Genomic DNA, 22582 nt, shown 5'->3' on the forward strand with positions numbered 1-22582 from the left:
GCCCTCACCGAGGCGCTCACCCAGGCGGAGCAGCGCCCCGAGCTCGCCCCGCTCGCCGCCGCCGTCCGCACGCTGCAGCCCTCGGCCGGCGAGTGACGGGCCGGCCCGGCGCCGTCCGCCCCGGCACCGCCCCCGCGTCCGCGCCGTGCGCCCGGGGCGTACGCTCGCCCCTGTGACCGCGTACTCCGCCGGCGACGGCCTGTCCGTCCGCCGGGCCGCCCCGGACGACATCCCCGAGATCGTCGCCATGCTCGCCGACGACCCGCTGGGCGCCCGGCGCGAGACCCCGCACGACCTCGCCCCGTACCGCACGGCCTTCGCCCGGCTGGACGGCGATGTGAACCAGCACCTCGTCGTCGCCGAACGGGACGGCCGCACGGTGGGCACGCTGCACCTCACCGTCATCCCCGGGCTCTCCCGCCGCGGCGCGGCGCGCGCGCTGATCGAAGCCGTCCGGGTGCACGCCGACGCGCGCGGCACCGGGCTGGGCACGCACCTCATCCAGTGGGCCATCGCCGAGGCCCGCCGCCAGGACTGCGTCCTGGTCCAGCTCACCTCCGACGCCACCCGCGTCGACGCCCACCGCTTCTACGAGCGCCTCGGTTTCGAAGCCTCCCACCTGGGCTTCAAGATGTCCCTCTGATACTCCGCTCCTCCCGGCCGTAGGTACGGACCACGACCCCGTTGGTGAAGCTCCGGAACCCGGCGAGGGCGAATTCCTCCAGGCGGAACTCCGCGGTGAGCATCGGCATTCCGGAGCCGAGCAGCACCGGGTAGGACTTGACGACCAGCTCGTCGATCTCGGCACGCAGTGCGCCCGCGAGCCGGGAGCCGCCGCACAGATAGATGTCGAGGCCGTCCTCCGCCTTCAGCTCGCGCACCCGGCCGACGACGTCCGCCGAGACGATCTCCACCGCCGGGTCGGGCGACTCCCCGAGGGTGCGCGAGGCGACCAGCTGGCGCAGCTGCGCGTAGGGGCTGGTGACGCCCTCCCGCAGCGCGAGCTCATAGCTCGCGCGCCCCTGGATGACGGTGTCGAAGCGGACGTTCGGCAGCTCCTCCAGCCCCAGGGCCCGCTGCCCGTGGGTGGGCAGCGTCTCCGGATACTCCTCCCGGAGGAAGTCCAGGTACTCCTGGTCGACGAAGCGCGTGAAGAACGCGGCCTCCCCGCTCTCGTCCCCGATGAACCCGTCGATCGAGGCGGCGACGAAGTAAGTGAGCTTGCGCAAACCGGTCTCCTCTCCCACGGCCATGGCACCATGACCACTGCACTCATAGTGGTACAGGCGAAGTGGTTTGGCAAGCGCCGAGCCGCCCCCGGCGGACCGTGGGTAGGAGTGGCGGTCCCAGGAAGCTCTGTCCCTTACCCCCGGCTCGCGGCGCTTGCAAGCTTGTCCCGACAACGGATCACAAGCACAGGAGAACGCAATGGCCCTCACTCTCGACACCTACCGGCTCCTCGGCCGCTCCGGGCTCCGTGTCTCACCGCTGGCGCTGGGCGCGGCGACCTTCGGCAACGACTGGGGCTGGGGCGCCGAACGGGACGAGGCGCGCAAGCTGTTCGACCTCTACGTCGAGCGCGGCGGCAACTTCATCGACACCGCCGACACCTACACCCAGGGCAGCTCCGAGCGCCTGCTGGGCGAGTTCACCCGCGAGAACCGCGAAGAACTGGTCCTGGCCACGAAGTACACGACGCACCGCAGGCCCGGCGACCCGAACGCCGGGGGCGCGCACCGCAAGAACCTGTTCGCGTCGGTGGAATCCAGCCTGCGGCGGCTGAACACGGACTACCTCGATGTGCTCTATCTGCACGTCTGGGACGTCACGACGCCGGTCGAGGAGATCCTGCGCGGCATGGACGACCTGGTCCGGCAGGGCAAGGTCCTGTACGTGGCGATGTCCAACCTGCCGGCCTGGCAGGTGTCGCGCATGCAGGCGATCGCCGACCTGCGCGGCTGGACACCGCTGGTCGCGCTGCAGATCGAGTACAGCCTCATCCAGCGTGCCGGAGAACGCGATCTGATCCCGATGGCGCGGGAGATGGGCCTCGGGGTGGTCCCGTACTCGCCGATGGGCGGCGGGCTGCTCACCGGCAAGTACGGCCGCGGTGATCTGACCGGGGCGGACGCCGGTTCCGACGAGAGCACCCGCAAGAGCCTCAACCGCACCGTGGGCATGGTCACCGAACGCAACCTCGCTGTCGCCGACACCGTGCAGGAGGTCGCCGCGGAGCTGGGCCACACGGCAGCGCAGACCGCCCTGGCCTGGACCCTGCAGAGGCCGGGCGTGACGGCGCCGATCATCGGCGCCCGCACCCCCGTGCAACTGGAGGACAACCTGGGCGCCCTGGAGGTCGACTTCACCGCCTCCCAGCTGGCCCGCCTCGACGAGGCCAGTGCGATCGACCTCGGCTATCCGCACACCTTCCTCGCCAGCGACTTCGCCCGCGAGCAGACCCAGGGCGATCTGAGGGTCGAGGCCCGCCGCTGACGGCCCGACGGGTCGACAGGGCGCCGCCCGGCGTCCCGTCGGACGACGGGGCGCCGGCCGACGGGGCGTCGGGGGCGGCGCTGCCGCGCACCCCTCAGTCGAGGCAGAACTCGTTGCCCTCGACGTCCCGCATCACCAGGCAGGACTCGTTCACGCCATCGGCAGGCAGCAGTTGCACGCGCTCCGCGCCGAGCGCGATCAGTCGCGCGCACTCCGCCTCCAGTACGGCGAGGCGCTCGTCGCCCACGAGTCCGGTGCCCACCCGCACATCGAGGTGCAGCCGGTTCTTGACGGTCTTGCCCTCCGGAACGCGCTGGAAGAACAGCCGCGGTCCCACACCCGAGGGGTCGACGCAGGCGAACGCCGAACCCTGCTCCTCGGCCGGGAGCGAGCGGTCGAAGTCGTCCCACGTGGCGAACCCCTCCGGGGGCGGCGGTACGACGTACCCCAGCACCTCGCACCAGAAGCGCGCGACGCGCTCGGGCTCCGCGCAGTCGAAAGTGACTTGGAACTGTTTGATCGACGACATCGGCCCACCTTAGCCGCAGCGACAGGCGAACGGGGCGGTCCCGACCGAGGTCGGGGCCGCCCCGTAGTGCGTAGGCACCAGGACAGACGCAGGAGCTGGTCCGAACGCACCAGGGGAAGACGGTGGCGAGAGACGATGCCGGGCGGAGCGCCTGAAGTGAATCTGGGGGCCTGTGAATCCCGCGCGTTCCAGCCGACGACGAAGGGGACAGCATGTCCCAAGCCGTGGTTTCCCGGGTCCGCATCCGAAGGCTGTCCATCGGCGCCTTAGGTATTTTAGCACTCGCGCTCGGCACCCTGCAGACAGTGGTGGAGCCCGCGCTCCCGCTGCTGCAACGCGAGCTCGGGGTCAGTCCCGGAGAAGGGGCCCTGGTCGCCAACACCCTGCTCATCACCGGCGCGGTCGTCGCACCCGTCGCAGGCAAGCTCGGCGACCGCTACGGCGGGAAGCGGGTGCTGATCCGGCTGATGGCCGTGGTCGCGGCCGGCGGGCTGCTGGCCAGCCTGGCGCCGAACCTGCCGGTGCTGCTACTCGGCCAGGTGCTGCAGGGCGTCATGGTGGGTGCGCTGCCCCTCTCCTTCATCCTGGTGCGCAAACACCTCCCGGCCGGGGAGTCGCACCTGGCGATCGGGGTGGTCACCGCGCTGTTCACGGGCGGCGGCATCGTGGGCACGCTGATCGCCGGGCCGATCGCGGACGGACTGTCCTGGCACTGGATGTTCGCGCTGCCGACGGTCGCGGTCATCGCGATGACGCTGGTCGTGGCCCGGCTGCTGCCGCACGATCCGCCGGTCCCCTCGGACCACAGGATCGACTGGCCCGGCGTACTGCTGCTCAGCGGCACCCTGCTCACGTTCATGGTCGGACTCGTGCGGGTGACGAGCGCCGACCTGCCGCCGCTCGCGGTCGGCGCCATCGCCGTGGCCGTGGCCGGCCTCGCGACCGGATGGGTCGCCGTCGAGCGCCGGGCCGTCTCCCCGATGGTCGACCTGCGCATGCTGGCACGGCCCGCGATGTGGCACGCGTGCGTGCTCACCCTCGTCATCACCACCAGCTTCGGGATGGTGACCTTTCTGCTCCCGCAGCTGTTCGCGGTATCCGCCGACGGGTACGGCTTCGGCGTCAGCACCACCGACATCGGACTGCTCCTGCTGCCCGGCGCCATCGCCGGGGCGGCGAGCGACTCGGTCGGCGGCGTCGCGGCGCGGCGATTCGGTCCGCGTGCCGTGGTCGTCGCGGGCGCCGTCGTCACGGCGGCCGCGCTGCTCGCCCTGGCCTCCCAGCACAGCGCGGAGTGGCATCTCGTCCTCGCGAAGGCGCTGACCGCGATCGGCGCGGGCATCGGCACCACCGCGCTGCTCGCCAACACCGCCACCGGCGTCGAGACCCGGGACACCGGCATCGCCACCAGCCTGCTCGTGGTGACCCGCGTGATCGGCGTCGCCCTGGGCGTCCAGGTCGGCGGCGCGATCCTCGACGCCGGGGCCGTCCCGGAGACCGGCCTGCCGGCCGAGTCGGCCTTCGCCACCGGCTTCGCCGTCGCCGGCCTGGTCGCCGCACTGGCCCTGCTCGCCGTCCGTTTCACGAAGAAGGGAGCCCAGACATGACACCTACCGCGAGGCGCCGGGTTCTGATCTCCGGGGCCAGCATCGCCGGACCCGCGCTGGCGTACTGGCTGCACCGGTCCGGATGGGCGGTCACCGTGGTGGAGAAGGCCGGCGCGCTGCGCGCCGGCGGCTATCCGGTCGACATCCGCGGTACCGCGATCGAGGTGGTCCGGCGGATGGGGATACTGCCGCACCTGCGGGACGCGCACATCGACTCGCGCCGCTGCACCTTCCTCGACGCCGACGGCGGCACCGTGGCCGCGCTCAGCCCGTGCGCCGTCGTCGGCAGTGTCGAGGGACAGGACCTGGAGGTACGCCGCGGGGATCTGGCCGCGCTCCTGCACGCGCTGGTCCGCGACGACGTGGAGTTACTGTTCGACGACTCCATCGCGGCGCTCGACCAGTCCGGGCCGGGGGGAGGGGCCGACGTCGCGTTCCACAGCGGGCGACAGCGCACGTTCGACCTGGTGGTCGGCGCCGACGGCATGCACTCGCACACCCGGGAGTCCCTCTTCGGCCCCGAGGAACAGTTCCACCGCCACCTCGGCTACTGCTTCGCCATCTTCACCCTGCCGAACACCCTCGGGCTCTCCCGCGAGCTCGTGCTGTGGAACACCCCGGGGAGGGCCGCGGCCCTCTACGCCGTCGGCGACCATGACGAGCTGCACGCCTTCTTGAACTTCCACCAGCCGGAACCGCCGTCCGACGCCCTCCGGAACCCCGAGGCGCAACAGGACCTGGTCGCCGCGGTCTTCGCGGACGCGGGATGGGAAGTCCCCCGCATCGTCCGCGCCATGCGCGAAGCGGATGACCTGTTCCTCGACACGGCCGGCCAGATCCGCATGCCCCGCTGGTCCAGCGGACGCGTGGCGCTCGTCGGCGACGCCGCGTACGCGCCCTCGTTCCTCACCGGGCAGGGTTCGAGCCTCGCGCTGGCCGGTGCCTACATGCTCGCCAACGCGCTGGCCACGCACCGGGACCACACCGCGGCCTTCGCCGCCTACGAAAGCGGCGTCCGCCCGTTCGTGGCCATGAACCAGGCGCTGGTCGACAACGGCTCGGCCAGGCTCTTCCCCACCACGGCAGCGGACCTGGAGCGACGCAACGCCATGCTGCGGAACCTCGCCACCCTGCCCTCCGCGCCCGCACAGCCGGCCCACTCGGCCCTCACCCTGCCCGAGTTCGCCCGCCTGCCGTGACAACCGTGCCCCGGCCCGGATCCGCCGGACTACGGCAGGCGGTCGGTGCCGCCGTCGTGGGTGGCCTGGGCCAGGCCCGTCCGGTAGGCGATGACGACGAGCTGCGCCCGGTCGCGGGCCTCCAGTTTCGTCATGGCGCGCTGCACATGGGCGCGGACCGTGAAGGGACTGAGGAACATCCGTTCGGCGATCTCCTGGTTGGACAGGCCGGTCGCGACCAGGGTCACCATCTCGCGCTCGCGCGGGGTGAGCACGGCGAGCTGTTCGGCGCGGCGCGGCGGCGCTTCGGCCGGCGTCGCCAGGAAGCGGGCGACCAGGGAGCGGGTCGCGGCGGGCGACAGCAGCGTGTCGCCGTCGGCGATCGTACGCACGGCGTCCAGCAGCTCCTCGGCTCCGATGCCCTTGCCGATGAAGCCGCCCGCCCCCGCGCGCAGCGCCTGGGCGACATACTCGTCGGTCTCGTACGTGGTGAGGATCAGAATGCGGCTGTCCCGCAGCTCCGGGTCCGCGCAGATCTCCGACGTGGCGGTGAGGCCGTCCACCTCAGGCATCCGGATGTCCATGACCACCACATCCGGGCGCAGTTGGCGGACGAGCCGCACCGCCTCCCTGCCGTCGCCGGCCTCGCCGACCACGGTGATGTCGTCAGCGGAGTCGAGAAGCATCCGGAAGGCACCGCGCAGCAGGGCCTGATCGTCGGCGAGCAGCACCCGGAGCGTCACGGCGCCTCCCCATCCTCTCCGTCACCCGTCAGTCATCCATCGCCCGTCCGCCCCTCGCCGGCCGCCGCTCCGTCCGCCTCCCGCGCCGTGCTCTTGGCGTTCTTGGCGTTCTTGGCGTCCTTGGCGTCCTGGACGTCCTTGGCGTCCTTGGCGGGCGAGAAGGGCAGCTGGGCGGAGACGAGGAAGCCGCCCTCCGGGCGGCTGCCAGCGGAGAGGTGTCCCCCCACCGCAGTGGCGCGTTCCCGCATCCCGATCAGACCATAACCCGGCTGGCGTTCCGGCGCCGTGTACCCGCCCCCTGCCGGGGACGCGGGCGGCGCCGTACGGGCGCTCCCACCGTCGTCGGCGATGGTGATGGCCACACTGTCGCGGTTCCAGGCGAAGCCCACCCGGGCGCTGCCGCCCCCGGCGTGCTTGGTCACATTCGTCAGGGCCTCCTGGATGATGCGGTAGGCGGTGAGGTCGACTCCCGGCGGCAGCGCCCTGACCGTGCCCTCCTGCTGCACCGACACCTCCAGTCCGGCACGGCGGAAGTTCTCCAGGAGCGTGGGAAGCCGGTCCAGGCCGGGCGCCGGGTCGGCGGGCTCGTCCGAGTCCCCGGACTGGCGCAGCAGGCCGACCGTGGCCCGCAGGTCGTCGAGGGCGCTGCCGGTGGTCTCCACGAGCTCGTTCAGACTCTTGCGGGTCTGCTCCGGGCGGGCGTCGAAGAGGTGGGCCGCGACCGTGGCCTGCGCGTTGGCCAGGGTGATCTGATGGGCCACGAGGTCGTGCAGCTCCCTGGCGATGCGCAACCGCTCCTCGGCCACCCGCCGGCGCGCCTCCCTGTCCCGGTTCTGCTCGGCCCGCCGGGCCCGCTCCTCCACGCCCGCCAGATAGGCCCGCCGGTTCCGCACCGCGTGGCCGACGACGCCGGCCGCGAGCGGGAACGCCGCCACCGCTCCCATCCTGCTCGCGTCCTTCCACGAGAGGGCCCCGAACACCGGGGTGAAGGCGACCAGCAGCGCCGCGGAGGTGAACCACACCGCGATCGCCGCGTGCCGCTCGGTGCGCACGGTGAGCGAGTAGGCGGTGATGACGGCGGGGGCCACGATGAGCGGGCTCAGCAGGAGACCGAAGAGCGGCACCAGCACGCCGCTCGCGGCCGTGACCGCCATGGCGGCCAGGGGCGCCCTGTGCCGCGCCGGCAGCACGGCACAGGACACCAGGGCGATGGCGTAGGCGGCGACAGGCGGCGGTGACAGCGCGCTGCCGTCGTCCTGCAGCGCGCCGCCGAGCAGGCAGAGGGCGAACGCCGTCGCCATGACCGCTCCCTCCCGCCACCACGTGCCGTGCGGCCGCGGGCCACCGCCACCTGTGTGTGCCATGGCGGGTTCAGCGCCGGTGCCGGCCGACGAGGAGCGGCGGCGCCGCCGGGTCCGGCTCAGCCACGGGTGCCGGGATGTGCGTGTTCAGTTTCTCGCCCTCGATGTCCACATTCGGCAGCACGCGGTCCAGGATACGGGGCAGCCACCAGGCCCGGTGGCCGAGCAGGGCCAGGACCGCGGGCACGATCATCATCCGGACCACGAAGGCGTCGAAGGCGACGGCGGAGGCCAGGCCGACGCCCAGCGTCTGGATGGTGGTGGTGGTCATCCCGATGAACCCGGCGAACACGCTGACCATGATGACCGCCGCCGCGGCCACCACGCGTCCGCTGTGCCGGAAGCCGCTCACGACGGCCTCCTCGGGGGACGCTCCGTGGACGTACGCCTCCCGCATCCGGCTGACGAGGAAGACCTCGTAGTCCATGGCGAGGCCGAACACGATGCCGATGACGAGGATCGGCATCAGCGACATGACAGGTCCGGTCGTCTCGATGCCGAGCGTGTCCGCCAGCCAGCCCCACTGGAAGACGGCGACGAGGACGCCGAAGGCGCCGGCCACCGACAGCAGGAAGCCGAGCGCGGCCTTGATCGGGACCAGGACCGAGCGGAAGACCACCAGCAGCAGGAGCACCGCCAGGCCGATGACCACGGTCAGATAGGGCAGGAGCGCGTCGGACATGGCTTCGGAGATGTCGATGTTCATCGCGGTGGTGCCGGTCACCAGGACGCCGGCGCCCGTCTCCGCCTCGATGCCGGAGACCTCGTCCCGGATGTCGTTCACCAGGTCCTTGGTCTCGCTGCTGGTCGGCGCGGTCTCGGGGACGGCGCTGAGGATGGCCGTGTCCTTGTTCTCGCTGAGCGCCGGATCACCGACCGACGCGACCCCGTCCATGCCCCGCAGGGTCTTGACGACCTGGTCCGTGGTGGCCTGAGTCTTCCCGGAGTCCGACGTGTCCACGACCACGGTCAACGGCCCGTTGAAGCCGGGGCCGAAGCCGTCGGACAGCAGGTCGTAGGCGCGGCGCTCGGTGGTCTCCACCGACTTCGACTCGTCCCCGGGCAGCCCGAGTTCGAGGCTCAGGGCCGGTACGGCGACGGCGCCGAGACCGAGTCCGGCGACCAGCAGCACGGCCACCGGGCGGCGCAGCACGAACCGCGCCCAGCGGGTGCCGAGCCCCGGCTTGCCGGCCGCGGCGGGCGCCGGCTGCAGGCCCTCGCTCCCCGGCCCTGCGGCCTTGCGGAGCTTGCGGGGCAGCACCCGCCGGCCGAAGAAGCCGAACAGCGCGGGGACCAGGGTCAGCGCGACGAGCACGGCGAGGGCCACGGCGCCCGCGCCGCCCATGCCGATCTTGGTGAGCTCGGGGATGCCGACGACCCCCAGCCCGACCAGGGCGATGAACACGGTCGCGCCGGCGAAGACGACGGCGGATCCGGCCGTGCCCACGGCCCGCCCCGCGGCGTCCTCCGGGTCGCGGCCCTGAGCGCGCTCGTCGCGGAAGCGGGAGGTGATGAACAGGGCGTAGTCGATGCCGACGGCCAGCCCCAGCATCAGCGCCAGGATGGCGACGGTGCTCGTCAGACCCAGCGGCGCGGACAGCGCGGTGACCAGGCCGAAGGCGATGACCACACCCACGATGGCGGTCATCAGCGACAGTCCGGCCGCGACCACGGAGCCGAGGGCGAGGACCAGCACCACCGCGGCCACCGCCACGCCGATGATCTCCGTTGTGCCGCCCGGTTCCTCCTCCGTGTCCAGGGCCGAGCCGCCGATCTCCACGGTCAGCCCCGCGTCCCTGGCCTTGTCCGCTGCGCCCTCCAGGGCGCTCTTCGTCGAGTCTTCCAGGTCGACGGCGTCCGCGGTGTACGTGACGGTCGAGTAGGCGATGGTGCCGTCCTTGCTGACGGCGTCGGTCTTGTAGGGGTCGGTGGCCGATTCGACCTGGTCGCCCCCGTCCAGCGAGTTGAGCGTCTTCTCGACGGCCGCCTTGTGCTCCTTGGCCGTCACCCGCTGCCCGTCCGGGGCCTGGAACACCAGGCGGGCCTCGGCACCCTGGGAGTTGCTGTCGGGGAAGCGCTCGTCCAGCAGGTCGAACGCCTTCTGCGACTCGGTGCCGGGCATGGAGATGTCTTCTTCCTCGCCCTCCGGCGCCGCTCCGGCGGCGACGACGGCGAGTACCAGGGCGCCCAGCCACAGGCCGCCCACGAGACGGCGTCGCCGGAAGGCCCACCGTCCGATCCGGTAGAGAATTGTGGCCACCTGTAGATCACTCCAGACGCTGCGAAGCAGGGGAAAGAGACGGGATTCATGCGTCTCCCACAGTTCCTTCCGGCGCCCGGCCGGACATCGTCTCCCGCCGCCGTCTTCCCTTGGTGCGCCCGGACCAGCGCCTCACACGTCCTAGTGCCTACGCACTACAGGCCGTCGGGCGCCTCCTCCTCGGGCCGGAACGAGGTCATCGCCCGGGAGACGGCCGTGATCGCCGGGGCGGGGCGGCCGGGCAGCCGCGCCACGAGGACCCGGCGGACCTCGGGAGGGGCGCCCTCGACGCGCAGCAGGCTCACCCCGGGCGGCAGCGCCGGCAGAATCCACGACGACACCGTCGTCACACCGAAACCGCCGGCGACCAGCTGGAGCTTCGTCAGCCAGTCGCGCGCGGAGTGGACGACGCGCGGCCGTCCGGGCAGGCCCGGCCAGACGCCGAGCAGCGGCTCCGAGCCGGACGACGGGGTGGCGATCCACCCGGCGCCGGTCAGCTCGTCGACGCTCACCGCGGAGCGGCCGGTGAACGCTCCGGTCGCGGAAGCCGCCACGACCAGCTCGGTGTCCTGGACGGTCTCGACATGCAGACGCGGCGCCTCGCCGTCCGAGAGCCGGTGGGGCGGTCGCGACGTCAGCACGGCGAGATCGATCGACCCCGCGCGCAGCGCCCGGATCAGCGCCGGCGTGGTGCCCTCCCGCGTCGTGACCGTGATCTGCGGGTCGGTGGCGGCGAGCCGTCCGAGCACGGCGGGCAGGATCACCGCTCCCGCGCTCGGAATGGCTCCGAGCCGCACGATCTCGGTCCGCTGGGCGGTGCCGGTGAGATCACGCTCGGCCGCCGCGACGGCGTCCAGGATCGTACGGGCGTGCCGCAACAGGGCCAGCCCCGCGGGGGTGAGCCGCACCCCGTCCGGGCGGCGCTCGAACAGCTCGGCGCCCGCGCTCCGTTCGAGGGCGGCGGCCTGGCGCGAAATCGCCGACTGCGTATAGCCCAGCCGGACGGCCGCCGCGGTGAAGCTGCCCGACTCCGCGATCTGCCGAAGGACCCGCAGGCCCGCACTGGAGATGTCCATGCGTCCTACGCATACCACCCATGCCGGACTGTCGCTTCCCGCATGCCTGCCGGGCGCCTAGCGTCGATTCCGGCGAACCCGGACGAAAGCGAGGCCATCCCATGCGAGCAGCGGTTCTGACGAAGTTCGGTGCTCCGCTCACCGTGCAGCACGTGGCAACACCGGCGGCCCAGGGCGGGGAGGTGCTGGTCGACGTGCTCGCCGCCGGTGTGCTGCCGTACGCGGCCGAGGTCTTCAGCGGCCGGCGCAACTACCCCCTCGTACCGCCCGTCGTGCCCGGCACCGGCGGCATCGGGCGGGTCGTCCACACCGGCCCGGACGCCACCCGGCTGCGCGCCGGCGACCTGGTGTGGTGCGACCCCACGGTGCGCTCCCGCGACGACGCGCTGACACCCGACATCGCGCTCCAGGGCTGGAGCTCCCGCGGCGACGGCGGCGCGAAGCTCGCCCAGTACCTGCACGACGGGCCGTTCGCCGAGCTGCTGCGGGTCCCCACGGAGAACGTCTTTCCCCTGCCCCCCGCGGCCGAGGACGACCCGGCCCGCTGGGCCGCACTCGGCGTGCACCTCATCCCCTACGGCGGACTGCTGGCCGGCCGGCTGGAGGCCGGCGAGACACTGCTGGTCAGCGGGGCCACCGGGAACCTCGGCAGCAGCGCCGTCGCGGTGGCGCTCGCGATGGGGGCGGGCCGGGTGGTGGCCCCGGGCCGGAACCAGGCGGTGCTCGACCTCCTCGCGGACCGGTTCGGACCACGCGCGCGCCCCGTCCGGCTGACCGGGGACGAGGCCGCCGACCGCGCGGCGATATCAGCGGCGGCCGACGGGCCGATCGACATGGCGATCGACCTGCTCCCACCCAGCGCACCCAGCTCGGTGACGCGCGCGGCGGCCATGACCGTGCGCGAGTACGGCCGCATCGTCCTCATGGGCGGCGTCGGCATGCTCGGCGGCGACGACCTCGCGCTCCCCTACCCCTGGATCATGCGCAACTCGATCACCGTGCGCGGACAGTGGATGTTCCCGCGCACCGCGAACGCCGGCATCATCCGGCTCCTCGCCTCGGGCGCCCTGGACCTCGCCCCCGAACATGTCCGGTCCTTCCCGCTCGACGCCGTCAACGACGCGATCGCGTACGCCGCCGAGCACAGCGGCCCGTTCGACCGCACCGCCCTCACCCCGTCCGCCTCCTGACCCTGCTGACGGATCCGCGGTCCGGGCAGCGCCGTCGAGGAAGCAGAACGCGTCGCCCTCCCCGACGTGGTGGGTGGTCATCCCGTCCACCCGGTGCGGTGCAGCCAGTCCTTGAAGGTCATCAGGTCGGGGTGCAGGCGGCGCAGGAGGGCGATGTCCCGGTCCTGGGTGTAGAGGTCGCGGTCGGCGAAGAACTGGAACATCGCGGCGTAGTCGTGGCTGAAGTCGGGGACGGCGGTGCGCAGGTCGTCGTGCGGCATCGGGAGGTAGCTGCTGGGGACGCCTGTGACCTGGGTGAAGGTGGCGGCGATCTCGTCGCCGGTGAGGCTGTCGCCGATCACCGCGAGGTCGCGGGCGCCCCAGGAGTGCCAGTTGTCGAACATATGGCGGGCGAACCAGGCGATGTCGTCGAGGGCGACGAGCGGGTAGCGGGCGGCGCCGAGGGGGAGCTTGAAGGTCAGGCCGCCCCGGCCGTCCGGCCGGGGGGTGAGCCGGTCGCGCAGGTTCTCGAAGTACGGCGCGGTGGTCAGTACCGAGACGTGGTCCGTGTACCAGCCGCCGGTCTCCTTGCGGAGCATTTCCTCCGAGCGCATCAGCCCGATGTGGGCGGCGACGGCGGCTTTGCTGTCGAAGTGCGGGACGGGGCGGCCGGTCAGGGACACCGCGCTGTCCAGCGAGGACCAGATGAAACGCTCCACGCCGGCCCGCTCAGCGGCGGCCAGCAGGCGCAGCCCCTGCTGGTACTCACCCACGGCGCTGCCCGTCGCGAAGAAGTCGGTGTTGGCGAACACGCGGTCGGCCTGCCCGATCAGGGCCTCGTCGAGGGCCGCCGGGTCGGAGTGGACCAGCCGCACCCGGTCGGGTGCGGTGGCGGCGAGCTCGGCGGCGTGGGCGGATTCGGGGTGGCGGGTGGGGACGGTGACGGTGGTGACGGCGGTGTCGGTGGTGGCCAGCAGGTGCCGGATCACGTGGCGGCCCATGGCCCCGGTGCCGCCGACGACGAGGACGTGGGTCATGGCGTTCTTCCCTGGCTTCCCTGGTGTGTCAGGACGTGTTCGGCCGCCTGGGCGTGGGTGGCGACCCAGACGTCGCCGGACTCACGGAGGTGATCGAGGATCTGCCCGACCATGCCCGCCAGCGGCGGCCGGCCTGCGACGTGGGCGTGGACGGTCAGGCGGAAGACGCCGGGACCGGGGGCGGCGAGCAGCTGGTCCAGTAGCTCACGGTGCAGGTCGCGGTAGACGTACGGGCCGGCCGCGGCGTCGCGGACGTCGGAGTGGTCGCTGTGCATGAGGGAGACCAGAGGGCCGTGAGCGGTGGACAGGACCTGCGGGAGGTCGTGGTCGCTGTGGTCGCCGGTCCAGCGGTAGCCGGCCTCGGCGAGCAGGTCGGCCGTGTGCCTCGAACCGGTGGCGCGTGGGCTCATCCACCCCGTCGGGCGCACGCCGGTGACCCGGCGAAGGATGTCGGTGCAGCGACGGATATTGGCCCGTTCGGCATCGGCATCGAGCCGTGCGGGCACCACGTCCTGGGCCCAGGAGTGTGCGGCGATCTCGTGACCCGCCTCGTGCACGGCCATGACGGCCTCGGGGTGCCGCTCGGCCACCAGCCCGTTGACGCCGACGGTGGCGGGCAGGTCACCGAGGATGTCGAGCAGCCGCCAGATGCCGGTGGTGACGCCGTAGTCCGCCCAGGAGGTGCTGTGCGTGTCGTCGATGCCGGACGTGCCGGACAGCGGCCACGCCGCGGCCATCGGCGCGTAGGCGGGCCAGTGCCCCGGTGACCACAGCTCCACCGCGACGGTGACCAGCGCGGCGACCTTCCGCCCGCCCGGCCATTCGATCTCTGCCCTCGTCGCCCTCATCCGGCTCCCCTCCTCAGTGGCTTCCGCTGTGGACGCTAGTGAGGCGGCAGGTACCGCCAGGTTCCTGGCAGCGGGCTATCGTCGGGGCATGCGTGAGTACTCCGGCAGCGTCTTCCTCGCCGACTGCCCGGCTCGCCTGGCGATCGAGATCATCGCCGACAAGTGGGCGGTGGTCGTGCTGTTCGCGCTGAGCCGGGAACCGTGCAGACACGGCGAGCTGGTCGACCAGATCGGCGGAATCTCACGGAAGGTGCTGACCCAGACACTGCGACGGCTGCAGGGATACGGCCTGGTCGACCGCCACACCGATGCCGGGAAGATCGAGTACGTCCTGACAGACCTGGGCCGGACCCTGGTGGAGCCGATCGCCGTGCTGACGGAGTGGGCGCACGAACACGGCGCGGCCGTCGTGGAATTCCAGGAGTCCGAGGCGCGGGACCGGACCAGAGTCACCGCCGCCCGAAAGGGTTAGAGGTCCTCTCCCAAAGGCGGGTCCTGTCCCGGCTCGGCGTTCCTTCGCGCTCGTTCTCGTCCCCTGGCCCGTTTGACGGCCTGACCGGACCTCAGACGGCCGACCCATCGGCCAAGGCCCCGACGGGAGCGGCGGGGGCCCGGCCGACGTGGACGATGGTCCCCTGCGCCGGCCTGGCCGGCTTCGCCGGGGCTGCGTCCCCAGTGATCGTCCGGCGACAGGATCGGCGCCTTGCGTTCTGCTTGGGCCCGGATCTCAACGTGAGACTCGTGAGCGGTGACGCGGAACGCCTCTTCGTAGGAGGCCAGGGCGGCGCTCATGGCCCCGCCCGCAAGGCCCCGACGACGCATACGCGCGGCCAGCCACGCAAAGAACCCCAGGACAGCGGCGAGGCCGCCGATCAAGATCAGGAACGGTAAGAGCGCACCCACGGACACGAGCCTACTGGCCGACTGTGCTGGTCGGTGGCGGGGAGGACCTGGGTGGTGAAGGCGTCGATCCGCTCCGGGACGGTCGGCGGACCACCGGCGAGCCCAGATCGCGCACCGATGAGATTCCCGCGCCACGCTGGTCTACACGCCGGACACCCACGGACGGAAGGCGGGGCCATGCGGAAACTGATCTACGGCATGAACCTGACCCTGGACGGCTACATCGCCGCGACCGGCGACGACATCGGCTGGAGCGGACCGCCGAACGCCGAGCTGTTCCAGTGGTGGCTCGGCCACGAGCAGGAGAGTGGCCTGTCGCTGTACGGGCGCAAGCTGTGGGAGACGATGAGCTCCTACTGGCCGACCGGCGACCAGCAGCCCGACGCCACCCCGGCGGAGATCGAGTTCGCACGGAACTGGCGGGACACTCCGAAGGTGGTGTTCTCCTCGACGATCGACAAGGTCGACTGGAACACCCGCCTGGTCACCGGCGACGCGATCGCCGAGATCACCCGGCTCAAGGCCGAGGACGGCGGCCCCATGCACATCGGCGGCGCAACGCTTGCCGGGGCGGCCATGCGCGCCGGGCTGATCGACGAGTACGTGGTCGTCGCCCATCCGGTCCTGGTGGGCGGCGGCACGCCGTTCTTCACCGCGCTGGACAGCTGGGTGAACCTGAACCTGGTGGAGACGCGGACGTTTCCCGGCGGCGTGGTCCTGACCAGGTACGAGACGAGGCGCTGAGCAGCTTTTGAAGGATGCCCGGGGCCATGGTGACCGCCATGTCGGCCCCACAACTGACCCGCCGGACCTCCTGATCAGGAGTTCTGCCGGGCGTACTCGGTGGGTGTGAGCCCGTAGCGCTGCTTGAAGGCGCGGCTGAAGTGGCTGCTGTCGGCGAACTGCCAGTGCGCGGCGATCTCCGAGACGATCAATCGAGACGCCGACAGCGCCTGCCTGGCCGACTCCAGGCGCCTTTCCCGGATGTAGGCGGTCACCGATTCCCCGCCGGCCGCGAACGCGCGCTGCAGAGTACGCACGGAAACGTTCAGTTCCCGGGCCAGCATCGCCGACGAGAGATCGGCTTCGGTGAGCCGCTGCTCCGCGAGGTTCTTGGCCGCCTGGGTGAGGGCCGGAGCGAGGCGGGTGTTCACATCGTCGAAGCCGCGGTGCGCCACCGCGGTGGCCAACTCGACCAGCGTGTCCCGTGCGGCCCGGACACCGGCCGGGCTCAGATCGGGCAGCACCTCCTCCACCATGGTGGCGTGCGCCACCAGGAGGCGTACCTCGGCGGCGTCGGCGTGGCCGGTAACTCCGCGGCCGGCGAGTGACAGGGAGAAGGGGGCGGCGGGCAGCACGATGCACCGCGCTCTCGTGTGGGGCGGGAGCGCGAAGTGCGGCATCCCCGCGGCGTGCCGCAGCAGGAAGCCTCCCGCCACCACGGTGTGCTCCACGCTGTTTCGCCTGCTGCCCAGCGCCCAGGCTCCGCTGTGCACCAGCCACAGGCGGACGTGATCGGTGTCCTGAGCCGGCCCGTCCGCCGTCTGTGCCGCCGACGCCCCGTCCACGGTGGTGATGGCCACGTCGTGTACCCGGGCGGCACGGAAGCGCACCCGGAAATCGGCCGCGGTCGCCGCGCTGAACCGGGGGAGAGGGAACTCGTCTCCGACGTGGGCGCGCCAGCTCCGCTCGTAGTCGTCCAGGCCGGTGGTGGCCGCACGGCGTGAGTCGAGTGAGAAGGATGCGGTCCTGTCGTCCATATTCCTATGGTTCTGCTTCCCGGATGTGTGTCGCCGATGTTCCAATCGGTTGTCGCCCTGGTGCATGCCGAGACTTCCGTGATCTTCCTAGTGTGCGGAGCACCCGCAGATCAGGAGGACGTGATGAACGAGCAGTCCGACCACCAGCACGACAACCGCAAGCAGAACGGCCGCGTGGCCGTGATCACCGGTGCCGGAGGCGGCCTCGGCGTCCATATCGCGCACCGCTTCGCCGCCGACGGATATACCACCGTACTGGTGGGTCGTACCGAATCGACCTTGCGCCGGGCCATCGAGCGCGGTCCGGACGGGGGCGACATGCACCCGTGGGTCGGCGACGTCTCCGACCTGGCCGCCATCACCGCACTCATGGACGTGGTGGCCGAGCGGTACGGGCGTCTGGACGTCCTCGTCAATAACGCGGGGCTGGCGCAGCCGGGCACCGTGGAGAGCACGAGCGAGGACGCCTATCGCGCCATGATGAGCGTGAACGTCGACGGCCTGTTCTTCGCTTCCCGCGCCGCCCTGCCCCACCTGCGTACGGTCGGCGGGTGCATCGTCAACATCGGATCCGTTGGTGGCGTACGCGGTGACTGGTCGCAGGCCACCTACAACGCGGCCAAGGGGGCGGTGGCCAATCTGACCAATGCGATGGCCCTCGACCACGGCCGGGAGATCCGGGTCAACGCGGTCCATCCCGGTGTGACGACCAGCCACGAGGCGATCCGGACAGCGCTCGCCGAAGGCACCCCGCTGCGCGACCGGTTCGACGACCGGGTGCCCATGGGCCGGCCCGGCGATCCCGCCGAGGTGGCCGCTGTCGTGGCGTTCCTCGCCGGCTTCGGCGCCTCGTACGTCAACGGCGCGCACATCGCCGTCGATGGTGGCCTGACCGCGTCGAACGGCCAGACCGATCTCTACCGCTGACACTACGTGCACGCCGGCACCAGCACCGCAGCCCGGGTTCTGGCGTGCAGACCGAGGCGTGGCAGGCATGGCCGGGCCACCACCCATCGGCCGGTCGTCCTCGAACTGCCTACGTCTGCGCCATGTCCACGAAGCGTGAGTAGTGGCCCTGGAAGGCGACGGTGATGGTGGCCGTCGGGCCGTTGCGGTGCTTGGCGACGATGAGGTCGGCCTCGCCGGCGCGCGGGGACTCCTTCTCGTACGCGTCCTCGCGGTGCAGCAGGATCACCATGTCGGCATCTTGCTCAATACTATTGTGCAAATTAATACCGTTTGCTACGAAGTTATGCGTTCCACGTACGGTGGCGTCATAAACTCGCTGCTCACCGACGCTCTCAATGGAGACAACTTCATCCCAGAAGACATCGTTGGAAGCGATGAGCTGCAACTGCGAATCGTGAATAACCTCGGCAATCGCGCCGATGCGCGTTCGCGTCGGGTTCGACGTGTGCTTCAGGTCTCCGCTGCTGCGTGCTCCGGAGGGCACTCGCACGCGCTCCCGCGTCAGGTCACGCTCCGCCATCACTTGGCGCACTCGCCCCCGAACCGCTGAGGGGATCACGTCAAAGCGGCCCGCACCCCGGACCTCAGTCAGCCGGGCCAAGGCTGATTGGGCATGCGCACCACGGCGACCGTGCACTCCAACCCTCGTAAGAAAGTCTCGCTGGTCCTCCGCACCACAGACGTCCACGGTCCACCCTGGACGTCCCTTGGTGTTCCCCACGGCCCGCAGCCGGGCCCGGACGTTCACCCGCAGCAGCAGCAGCTGAAGATCCCGCGCAAGCCGCTCGCTGGCCGTCGCGTAGGAGACACGCACCGCACCCGACTTGGACACAGTCACCGAGCCGTCCGTCGCCCACAAGTGCCTCAGGAAGAGCCTGACCTGCTCATCCGGCAGCGAGAAAAGCTCCTGCGGCAGGAACTTCTCATGCGCGCGCTTGCCGTACAGACCGAAGCCGTCGAGCCATGCGGCGACCGGATTCCGACGGCCGTGCGTGAGCTGGTACGGCGCCGGAAGGTGGACGTGCCACCAGCTCTGCTGCTGCTCGCGGCGCGGAGTGATCCCGAAGTGCGCGGCTGCTTCTTCGACCGCGCACAGGTTTGCCTCGTCGTTGCTCGTGTAGTGCACCGGCTGACGCGGAGCCGCACATCCGTCGCCGAGCATGTGCGCCAGCATCACCACCTCGGGCTCCGGCCACGCCTGCGTCCTCGCGGGGGCATCGAGACGTCGCGGGACCGCCACACGGGACCCCGCCGCGAGCTCTCCGAGCGGCTTCCAGCCGTCGTAGGTGAGGAAGGGGTGGTTGGCTGTGGCCTCGACCTCCCTGCCGGACGCCAGCCGCAGCCGGAAGACCTCCTTCACCCCGCTGGGGAAGACATGCGTCATCGTCCGCGGTACGAGCCGGAGCTGCTCGTCCAGCGACCACACCGGAATATCGCGCTCGCCGCTCGCCAGCAGCTCACCCATCGTCACTTCGGCGCCGGTGTCGGCGCGCAGCACGCGCGTACTCGCCGTGACGCAGCCCGACTCGCGCAGGTCGGACACCATCGGCTTCTTGTCCGTCCGCTGCTCGGGGCCGCGGTTGAGCTGGGAGAGCGCGATCACCGGGACCTCCAGCTCCTTCGCGAGGAGCTTGAGGTTGCGGGACATCTCCGAGACCTCCTGCTGGCGGCTCTCGGGGCGGCGGGAGCCGCCCGTCTGCATCAGCTGGAGGTAGTCGATGACGATCAGCTGGAGGTCGTTCCGCTGCTTCAGGCGGCGGCACTTGGCGCGGATCTCCATCATCGACAGGTTCGGCGAGTCGTCGATGTAGAGCGGGGCGTCGGTGACGCCCGGCATCTGGCGGGCCAGCCGGGTCCAGTCCTCGTCCGTCATGGAGCCGGACCGCATATGGTGCAGCGCCACCCGCGCCTCGGCTGACAGCAGCCGCATGGCGATCTCGTTCCGCCCCATCTCCAGGGAGAAGATCACGCTCGGCATATTGCTCCTGATGGAGCAGGCACGGGCGAAGTCCAGGGCCAGGGTGGAGTTGTGGACCACGATGTCGTTCGCGACGAAGTTGTGGGTGTCGTCCACGGTGAGGTCGAAGACTTCGTCCTCACCGTCCGGCACGATCGTCTCGATCCTGTCCCACTGGACGTCCGAGTCCGCGATGTCGGTCAGACGGCGGGAGCCGAGCGCCTTGCCCAGCTCACGCAGCCGGTGCCGGCTCACCTGCTGGCCGACGTGCCAGTTGTGCCCGCGCGACCTGCCGGTGCGGGCACTCACGTCCGCCCAGCTCAGGTCGCCCTTCTCGGCTTTGATCAGCTCCCAGACCTCACCAGGGATCAGGTCCAGATTCGGCTTGGCCGCCCGTTCGCCGAAGGACTCCAGAACCTCGGCCAGTTGCCGCTCCTTGGAGAAGATTCCGACCCGGGCCGCGAAGGTGCGGATCTGGTCGAGATCGTGAATCAGCACCTGGTACGCGGGGCGCCGCTCGCCCTCGTACGCGACAGTCCTGCGGGCCACCTTCGCGACGACACCGAGCCGCAGGAGCAGATGCGCCACGTCGCGTGCGAGCCGTTCACTGACTGAGCAGTACCCGACCTGGGGCTGGTTCCCCGGCTTCGAGACACAAGCCCATCCATCAGTGGCGTACAGCCGGGACAGGAAGAGCGCGATCTGCTGCTCGGGAAGCCGGAAGAAATCCTCGGGCACGAACTTGTCGTGGCTGCCCTTCCCCATGAGGCCCCATTCGGAGAGGCGGGCAGTGAGCGGGTTTCCGCCGGGGGCGGCCGCGGACAGCGTCAGACGGGTCGGGTGCTCGTGCGCGGAGTCCGCTCGCGGGCAATCGGTCTGCGTGCAGACGCGGGACACTCCGTGGTGCGCGCGCAGCAGCAGATGCGACGCCCAGCGCTCCGCGTCCTCCCGTACCTCGGCGGAGAAGGCGGTGAGCTGCGGGGTCGAGCCCGTCAGCGCGCCGTCGCCCAGCAGGTATCCGGTCAGCGCCACCAGCGCGCTGGGCAGTTCCGCTGAGGGCGACGACGGCAGCTCGCGAGCGACCGCGATCCGGTCGCCGGGCCGCAGCTCCTCCAGGGGCACCCAGCCCCGCAGGGTACGGAAGGGGTGATTGGGGGTCGCGGAGATCGACCGGCCGAGCTGGGTGGTCAGCCGCAGCACCGCGCGCCGCCCGTTGGGGATGAAGTCCGACGGGCGGATGGCGCGCAGCTTCCAGTCGTCCGCGAGGCTGTGCACCCGAAGGTCCTCACCGGCCCGGCCGCGCCGCACGAAGTCCGCGACCGTGATGCGTTCCCCCGAACCGGCTTCGACCAGCACAGTTGATGCTCTGACGCATTTTCCCATTGCTGGCCTGGCCGCGATGACGATCATCTGGCCGGGGTGCAGCCCGTTCGTCAGGGAGTCCAGGTCGGTGAAGCCGGTGGGGACGCCCGTCATCTGGCCGCTGCGGGAGCCGATCGCCTCGATCTCGTCGAGCGCGCCCTCCATGATGTCGCCCAGCGGGAGGTAGTCCTCGCTGGTGCGCTGCTCGGTGACGGCGTAGATCTCGGCCTGCGCGGAGTTGACGATGTCGTCGACGTCGCCGTCCGCCGCGTATCCCATCTGGGTGATGCGGGTGCCCGCCTCGACCAGCCGGCGCAGCACCGCGCGCTCGTGGACGATCTCCGCGTAGTACTCCGCGTTGGCGGCCGTGGGGACCGCCTGGACGAGGGACTGGACATAGCCGGGGCCGCCGACGCGGCCGATCTCGCCGCGCCTGGTCAGCTCGGCGGTGATCGTGATCGGGTCGGCGGGCTCGCCCTTCGCGTAGAGGTCGAGGATCGCCTGGTACACCGTCTCGTGCGCCGGGCGGTAGAAGTCGTGGCCCTTGAGGACCTCCACCACGTCGGCGATGGCGTCCTTGGACAGCAGCATGCCGCCCAGCACCGACTTCTCCGCCTCCAGGTCCTGCGGCGGGACGCGCTCGAAGCCGCCGCCGGAGCCCTGCGGGCCGCCGGGGCCGTCCCGCTCCGGGCCGCGGTCGTGCCGCTCCGTCTGCGGGCCGCGGGCCGGGACGCGCGGGGCTGCGACCGGGAAGCCCTCGGAGGCGGCCAGATCGGCGATCCAGGGGTCCTCGACGTGCTCGGGCTGCTGGGTCACCCCGTCACCTCCTCCCGGCCGGTGCCCCCTCGTCGTACGGCACAGTCTTACGGCACAGCTCTGACAAATCGGGACGCCCGGCTCCGGTTACGGCGCGTCGGTGCCGCGGTGAAGTCGAGGGGAAGCTGGGACGGGCGCTGGACTACGGTAGGCGTGCCCCGGGGTTCAGCCAACCATCTAATCCACAGGGGGCTGTGGACAGACGCCCGCAGCCTGTGGAAAAGCTGGGGAAAGCTGTGCACGAGTCGGGGGACAGTGCTGTGGATTACTTCGCTCCACTCCCCGATCATCCGGTGTGACCTGCGACGACGCCATCCACCCCCGGTGCACGAAAAAAACTTCGCCGGATGTCCCCGAGGCGGGTCACAGCGCCCGCGCGGCGCCCGTCTGCACACCGTCAAGTAACAGTCCTGGACGGCTTGCGCTCATTACCTGTGGATGTTTTTATCGAACTCATGCCCAGGCCCGCCCCTCCGACCCGCGCACGGCGCACCCCGCGCACCGACCCGGAGGC

The 22582-nt window shown here is 71.2% G+C and carries 18 protein-coding genes; 8 read left to right on the forward strand and 10 right to left on the reverse strand.

What is annotated here, in order from left to right:
- Positions 1-247: 247 nt before the first annotated feature.
- Entirely contained in the window at positions 248-643 is a 396-nt protein-coding gene (locus G5C65_RS09610) for a GNAT family N-acetyltransferase (protein ID WP_165298320.1), read from the forward strand.
- Here G5C65_RS09610 and G5C65_RS09615 read toward each other — a convergent pair.
- Entirely contained in the window at positions 627-1229 is a 603-nt protein-coding gene (locus G5C65_RS09615; protein ID WP_165298306.1) for a dihydrofolate reductase family protein, read from the reverse strand. The two genes, G5C65_RS09610 and G5C65_RS09615, sit on opposite strands and share 17 nt — an antisense overlap.
- Positions 1230-1428: 199 nt before the next feature.
- On the opposite strand from G5C65_RS09615, the gene G5C65_RS09620 reads away from it, so the two are divergent.
- Positions 1429-2493 (forward strand): aldo/keto reductase, encoded by a 1065-nt coding sequence (locus tag G5C65_RS09620; protein WP_165298307.1) that lies wholly within the window; start codon positions 1429-1431, stop codon positions 2491-2493.
- 94 nt (positions 2494-2587) lie between these two features.
- On the opposite strand, the gene G5C65_RS09625 is transcribed toward G5C65_RS09620, so the two are convergent.
- The gene (locus G5C65_RS09625; RefSeq protein ID WP_165298308.1) at positions 2588-3022 is read right to left on the reverse strand and encodes a VOC family protein; all 435 of its coding nucleotides are present in this window, start codon (positions 3020-3022) and stop codon (positions 2588-2590) included.
- A 212-nt stretch (positions 3023-3234) separates the two neighbouring features.
- Between G5C65_RS09625 and G5C65_RS09630 the strand changes: the two genes are divergently transcribed.
- Both G5C65_RS09630 and G5C65_RS09635 read left to right on the forward strand, forming a co-directional pair.
- On the forward strand, positions 3235-4629 hold the full coding sequence (locus G5C65_RS09630; protein ID WP_165298309.1) for an MFS transporter: 1395 nt from the start codon (positions 3235-3237) through the stop codon (positions 4627-4629).
- Entirely contained in the window at positions 4626-5828 is a 1203-nt protein-coding gene (locus tag G5C65_RS09635; protein WP_165298310.1) for an FAD-dependent monooxygenase, read from the forward strand. Before G5C65_RS09630 ends, G5C65_RS09635 begins: the two co-directional genes overlap by 4 nt.
- Before the next feature lie 29 nt (positions 5829-5857).
- Here G5C65_RS09635 and G5C65_RS09640 read toward each other — a convergent pair whose 3' ends face one another.
- The 4 genes from G5C65_RS09640 to G5C65_RS09655 form a co-directional block, all read right to left on the reverse strand.
- Positions 5858-6550: a response regulator gene (locus G5C65_RS09640; protein ID WP_165298311.1), complete on the reverse strand. Its 693-nt coding sequence runs from the start codon at positions 6548-6550 to the stop codon at positions 5858-5860.
- Positions 6551-6582: 32 nt separating this feature from the next.
- Entirely contained in the window at positions 6583-7914 is a 1332-nt protein-coding gene (locus G5C65_RS09645; RefSeq protein ID WP_165298312.1) for a sensor histidine kinase, read from the reverse strand.
- A gap of 7 nt (positions 7915-7921) precedes the next feature.
- Positions 7922-10171 (reverse strand): MMPL family transporter, encoded by a 2250-nt coding sequence (locus G5C65_RS09650; protein ID WP_165298313.1) that lies wholly within the window; start codon positions 10169-10171, stop codon positions 7922-7924.
- Positions 10172-10326: 155 nt separating this feature from the next.
- Positions 10327-11247, reverse strand: coding sequence for a LysR family transcriptional regulator (locus G5C65_RS09655; protein WP_165298314.1), 921 nt, complete (start codon positions 11245-11247; stop codon positions 10327-10329).
- Between the two features lie 101 nt (positions 11248-11348).
- Here G5C65_RS09655 and G5C65_RS09660 point away from each other — a divergent pair, with 101 nt between their 5' ends.
- Positions 11349-12437 (forward strand): alcohol dehydrogenase catalytic domain-containing protein, encoded by a 1089-nt coding sequence (locus G5C65_RS09660; RefSeq protein WP_206441438.1) that lies wholly within the window; start codon positions 11349-11351, stop codon positions 12435-12437.
- Between the two features lie 77 nt (positions 12438-12514).
- On the opposite strand, the gene G5C65_RS09665 is transcribed toward G5C65_RS09660, so the two are convergent.
- The gene (locus G5C65_RS09665) at positions 12515-13453 is read right to left on the reverse strand and encodes an NmrA family NAD(P)-binding protein (protein ID WP_165298315.1); all 939 of its coding nucleotides are present in this window, start codon (positions 13451-13453) and stop codon (positions 12515-12517) included.
- Positions 13450-14301: a polysaccharide deacetylase family protein gene (locus tag G5C65_RS09670; protein WP_165298316.1), complete on the reverse strand. Its 852-nt coding sequence runs from the start codon at positions 14299-14301 to the stop codon at positions 13450-13452. The genes G5C65_RS09665 and G5C65_RS09670 overlap by 4 nt, the downstream gene beginning before the upstream one ends.
- 88 nt (positions 14302-14389) lie before the next feature.
- Here G5C65_RS09670 and G5C65_RS09675 point away from each other — a divergent pair, with 88 nt between their 5' ends.
- Together G5C65_RS09675 and G5C65_RS09685 are read left to right on the forward strand one after the other, a co-directional pair.
- A complete protein-coding gene (locus tag G5C65_RS09675) occupies positions 14390-14773 on the forward strand; it encodes a winged helix-turn-helix transcriptional regulator (protein WP_165298317.1) in 384 nt (127 codons plus the stop codon).
- 608 nt (positions 14774-15381) lie between these two features.
- Positions 15382-15948: a dihydrofolate reductase family protein gene (locus G5C65_RS09685; RefSeq protein ID WP_165298318.1), complete on the forward strand. Its 567-nt coding sequence runs from the start codon at positions 15382-15384 to the stop codon at positions 15946-15948.
- A 74-nt stretch (positions 15949-16022) separates the two neighbouring features.
- On the opposite strand, the gene G5C65_RS39090 is transcribed toward G5C65_RS09685, so the two are convergent.
- Positions 16023-16964, reverse strand: coding sequence for a helix-turn-helix domain-containing protein (locus tag G5C65_RS39090; protein ID WP_241265676.1), 942 nt, complete (start codon positions 16962-16964; stop codon positions 16023-16025).
- A gap of 123 nt (positions 16965-17087) precedes the next feature.
- Here G5C65_RS39090 and budC point away from each other — a divergent pair, with 123 nt between their 5' ends.
- Complete coding sequence (budC, locus tag G5C65_RS09695) at positions 17088-17891, forward strand: meso-2,3-butanediol dehydrogenase (RefSeq protein WP_165298319.1); 804 nt, start codon at positions 17088-17090, stop codon at positions 17889-17891.
- A gap of 109 nt (positions 17892-18000) precedes the next feature.
- Here budC and G5C65_RS09700 read toward each other — a convergent pair whose 3' ends face one another.
- Complete coding sequence (locus G5C65_RS09700; RefSeq protein ID WP_338146298.1) at positions 18001-22068, reverse strand: replicative DNA helicase; 4068 nt, start codon at positions 22066-22068, stop codon at positions 18001-18003.
- Positions 22069-22582 lie beyond the last annotated feature (514 nt).

This window comes from Streptomyces boncukensis (assembly GCF_011045075.1).
GTDB classification, from domain to species: domain Bacteria; phylum Actinomycetota; class Actinomycetes; order Streptomycetales; family Streptomycetaceae; genus Streptomyces; species Streptomyces boncukensis.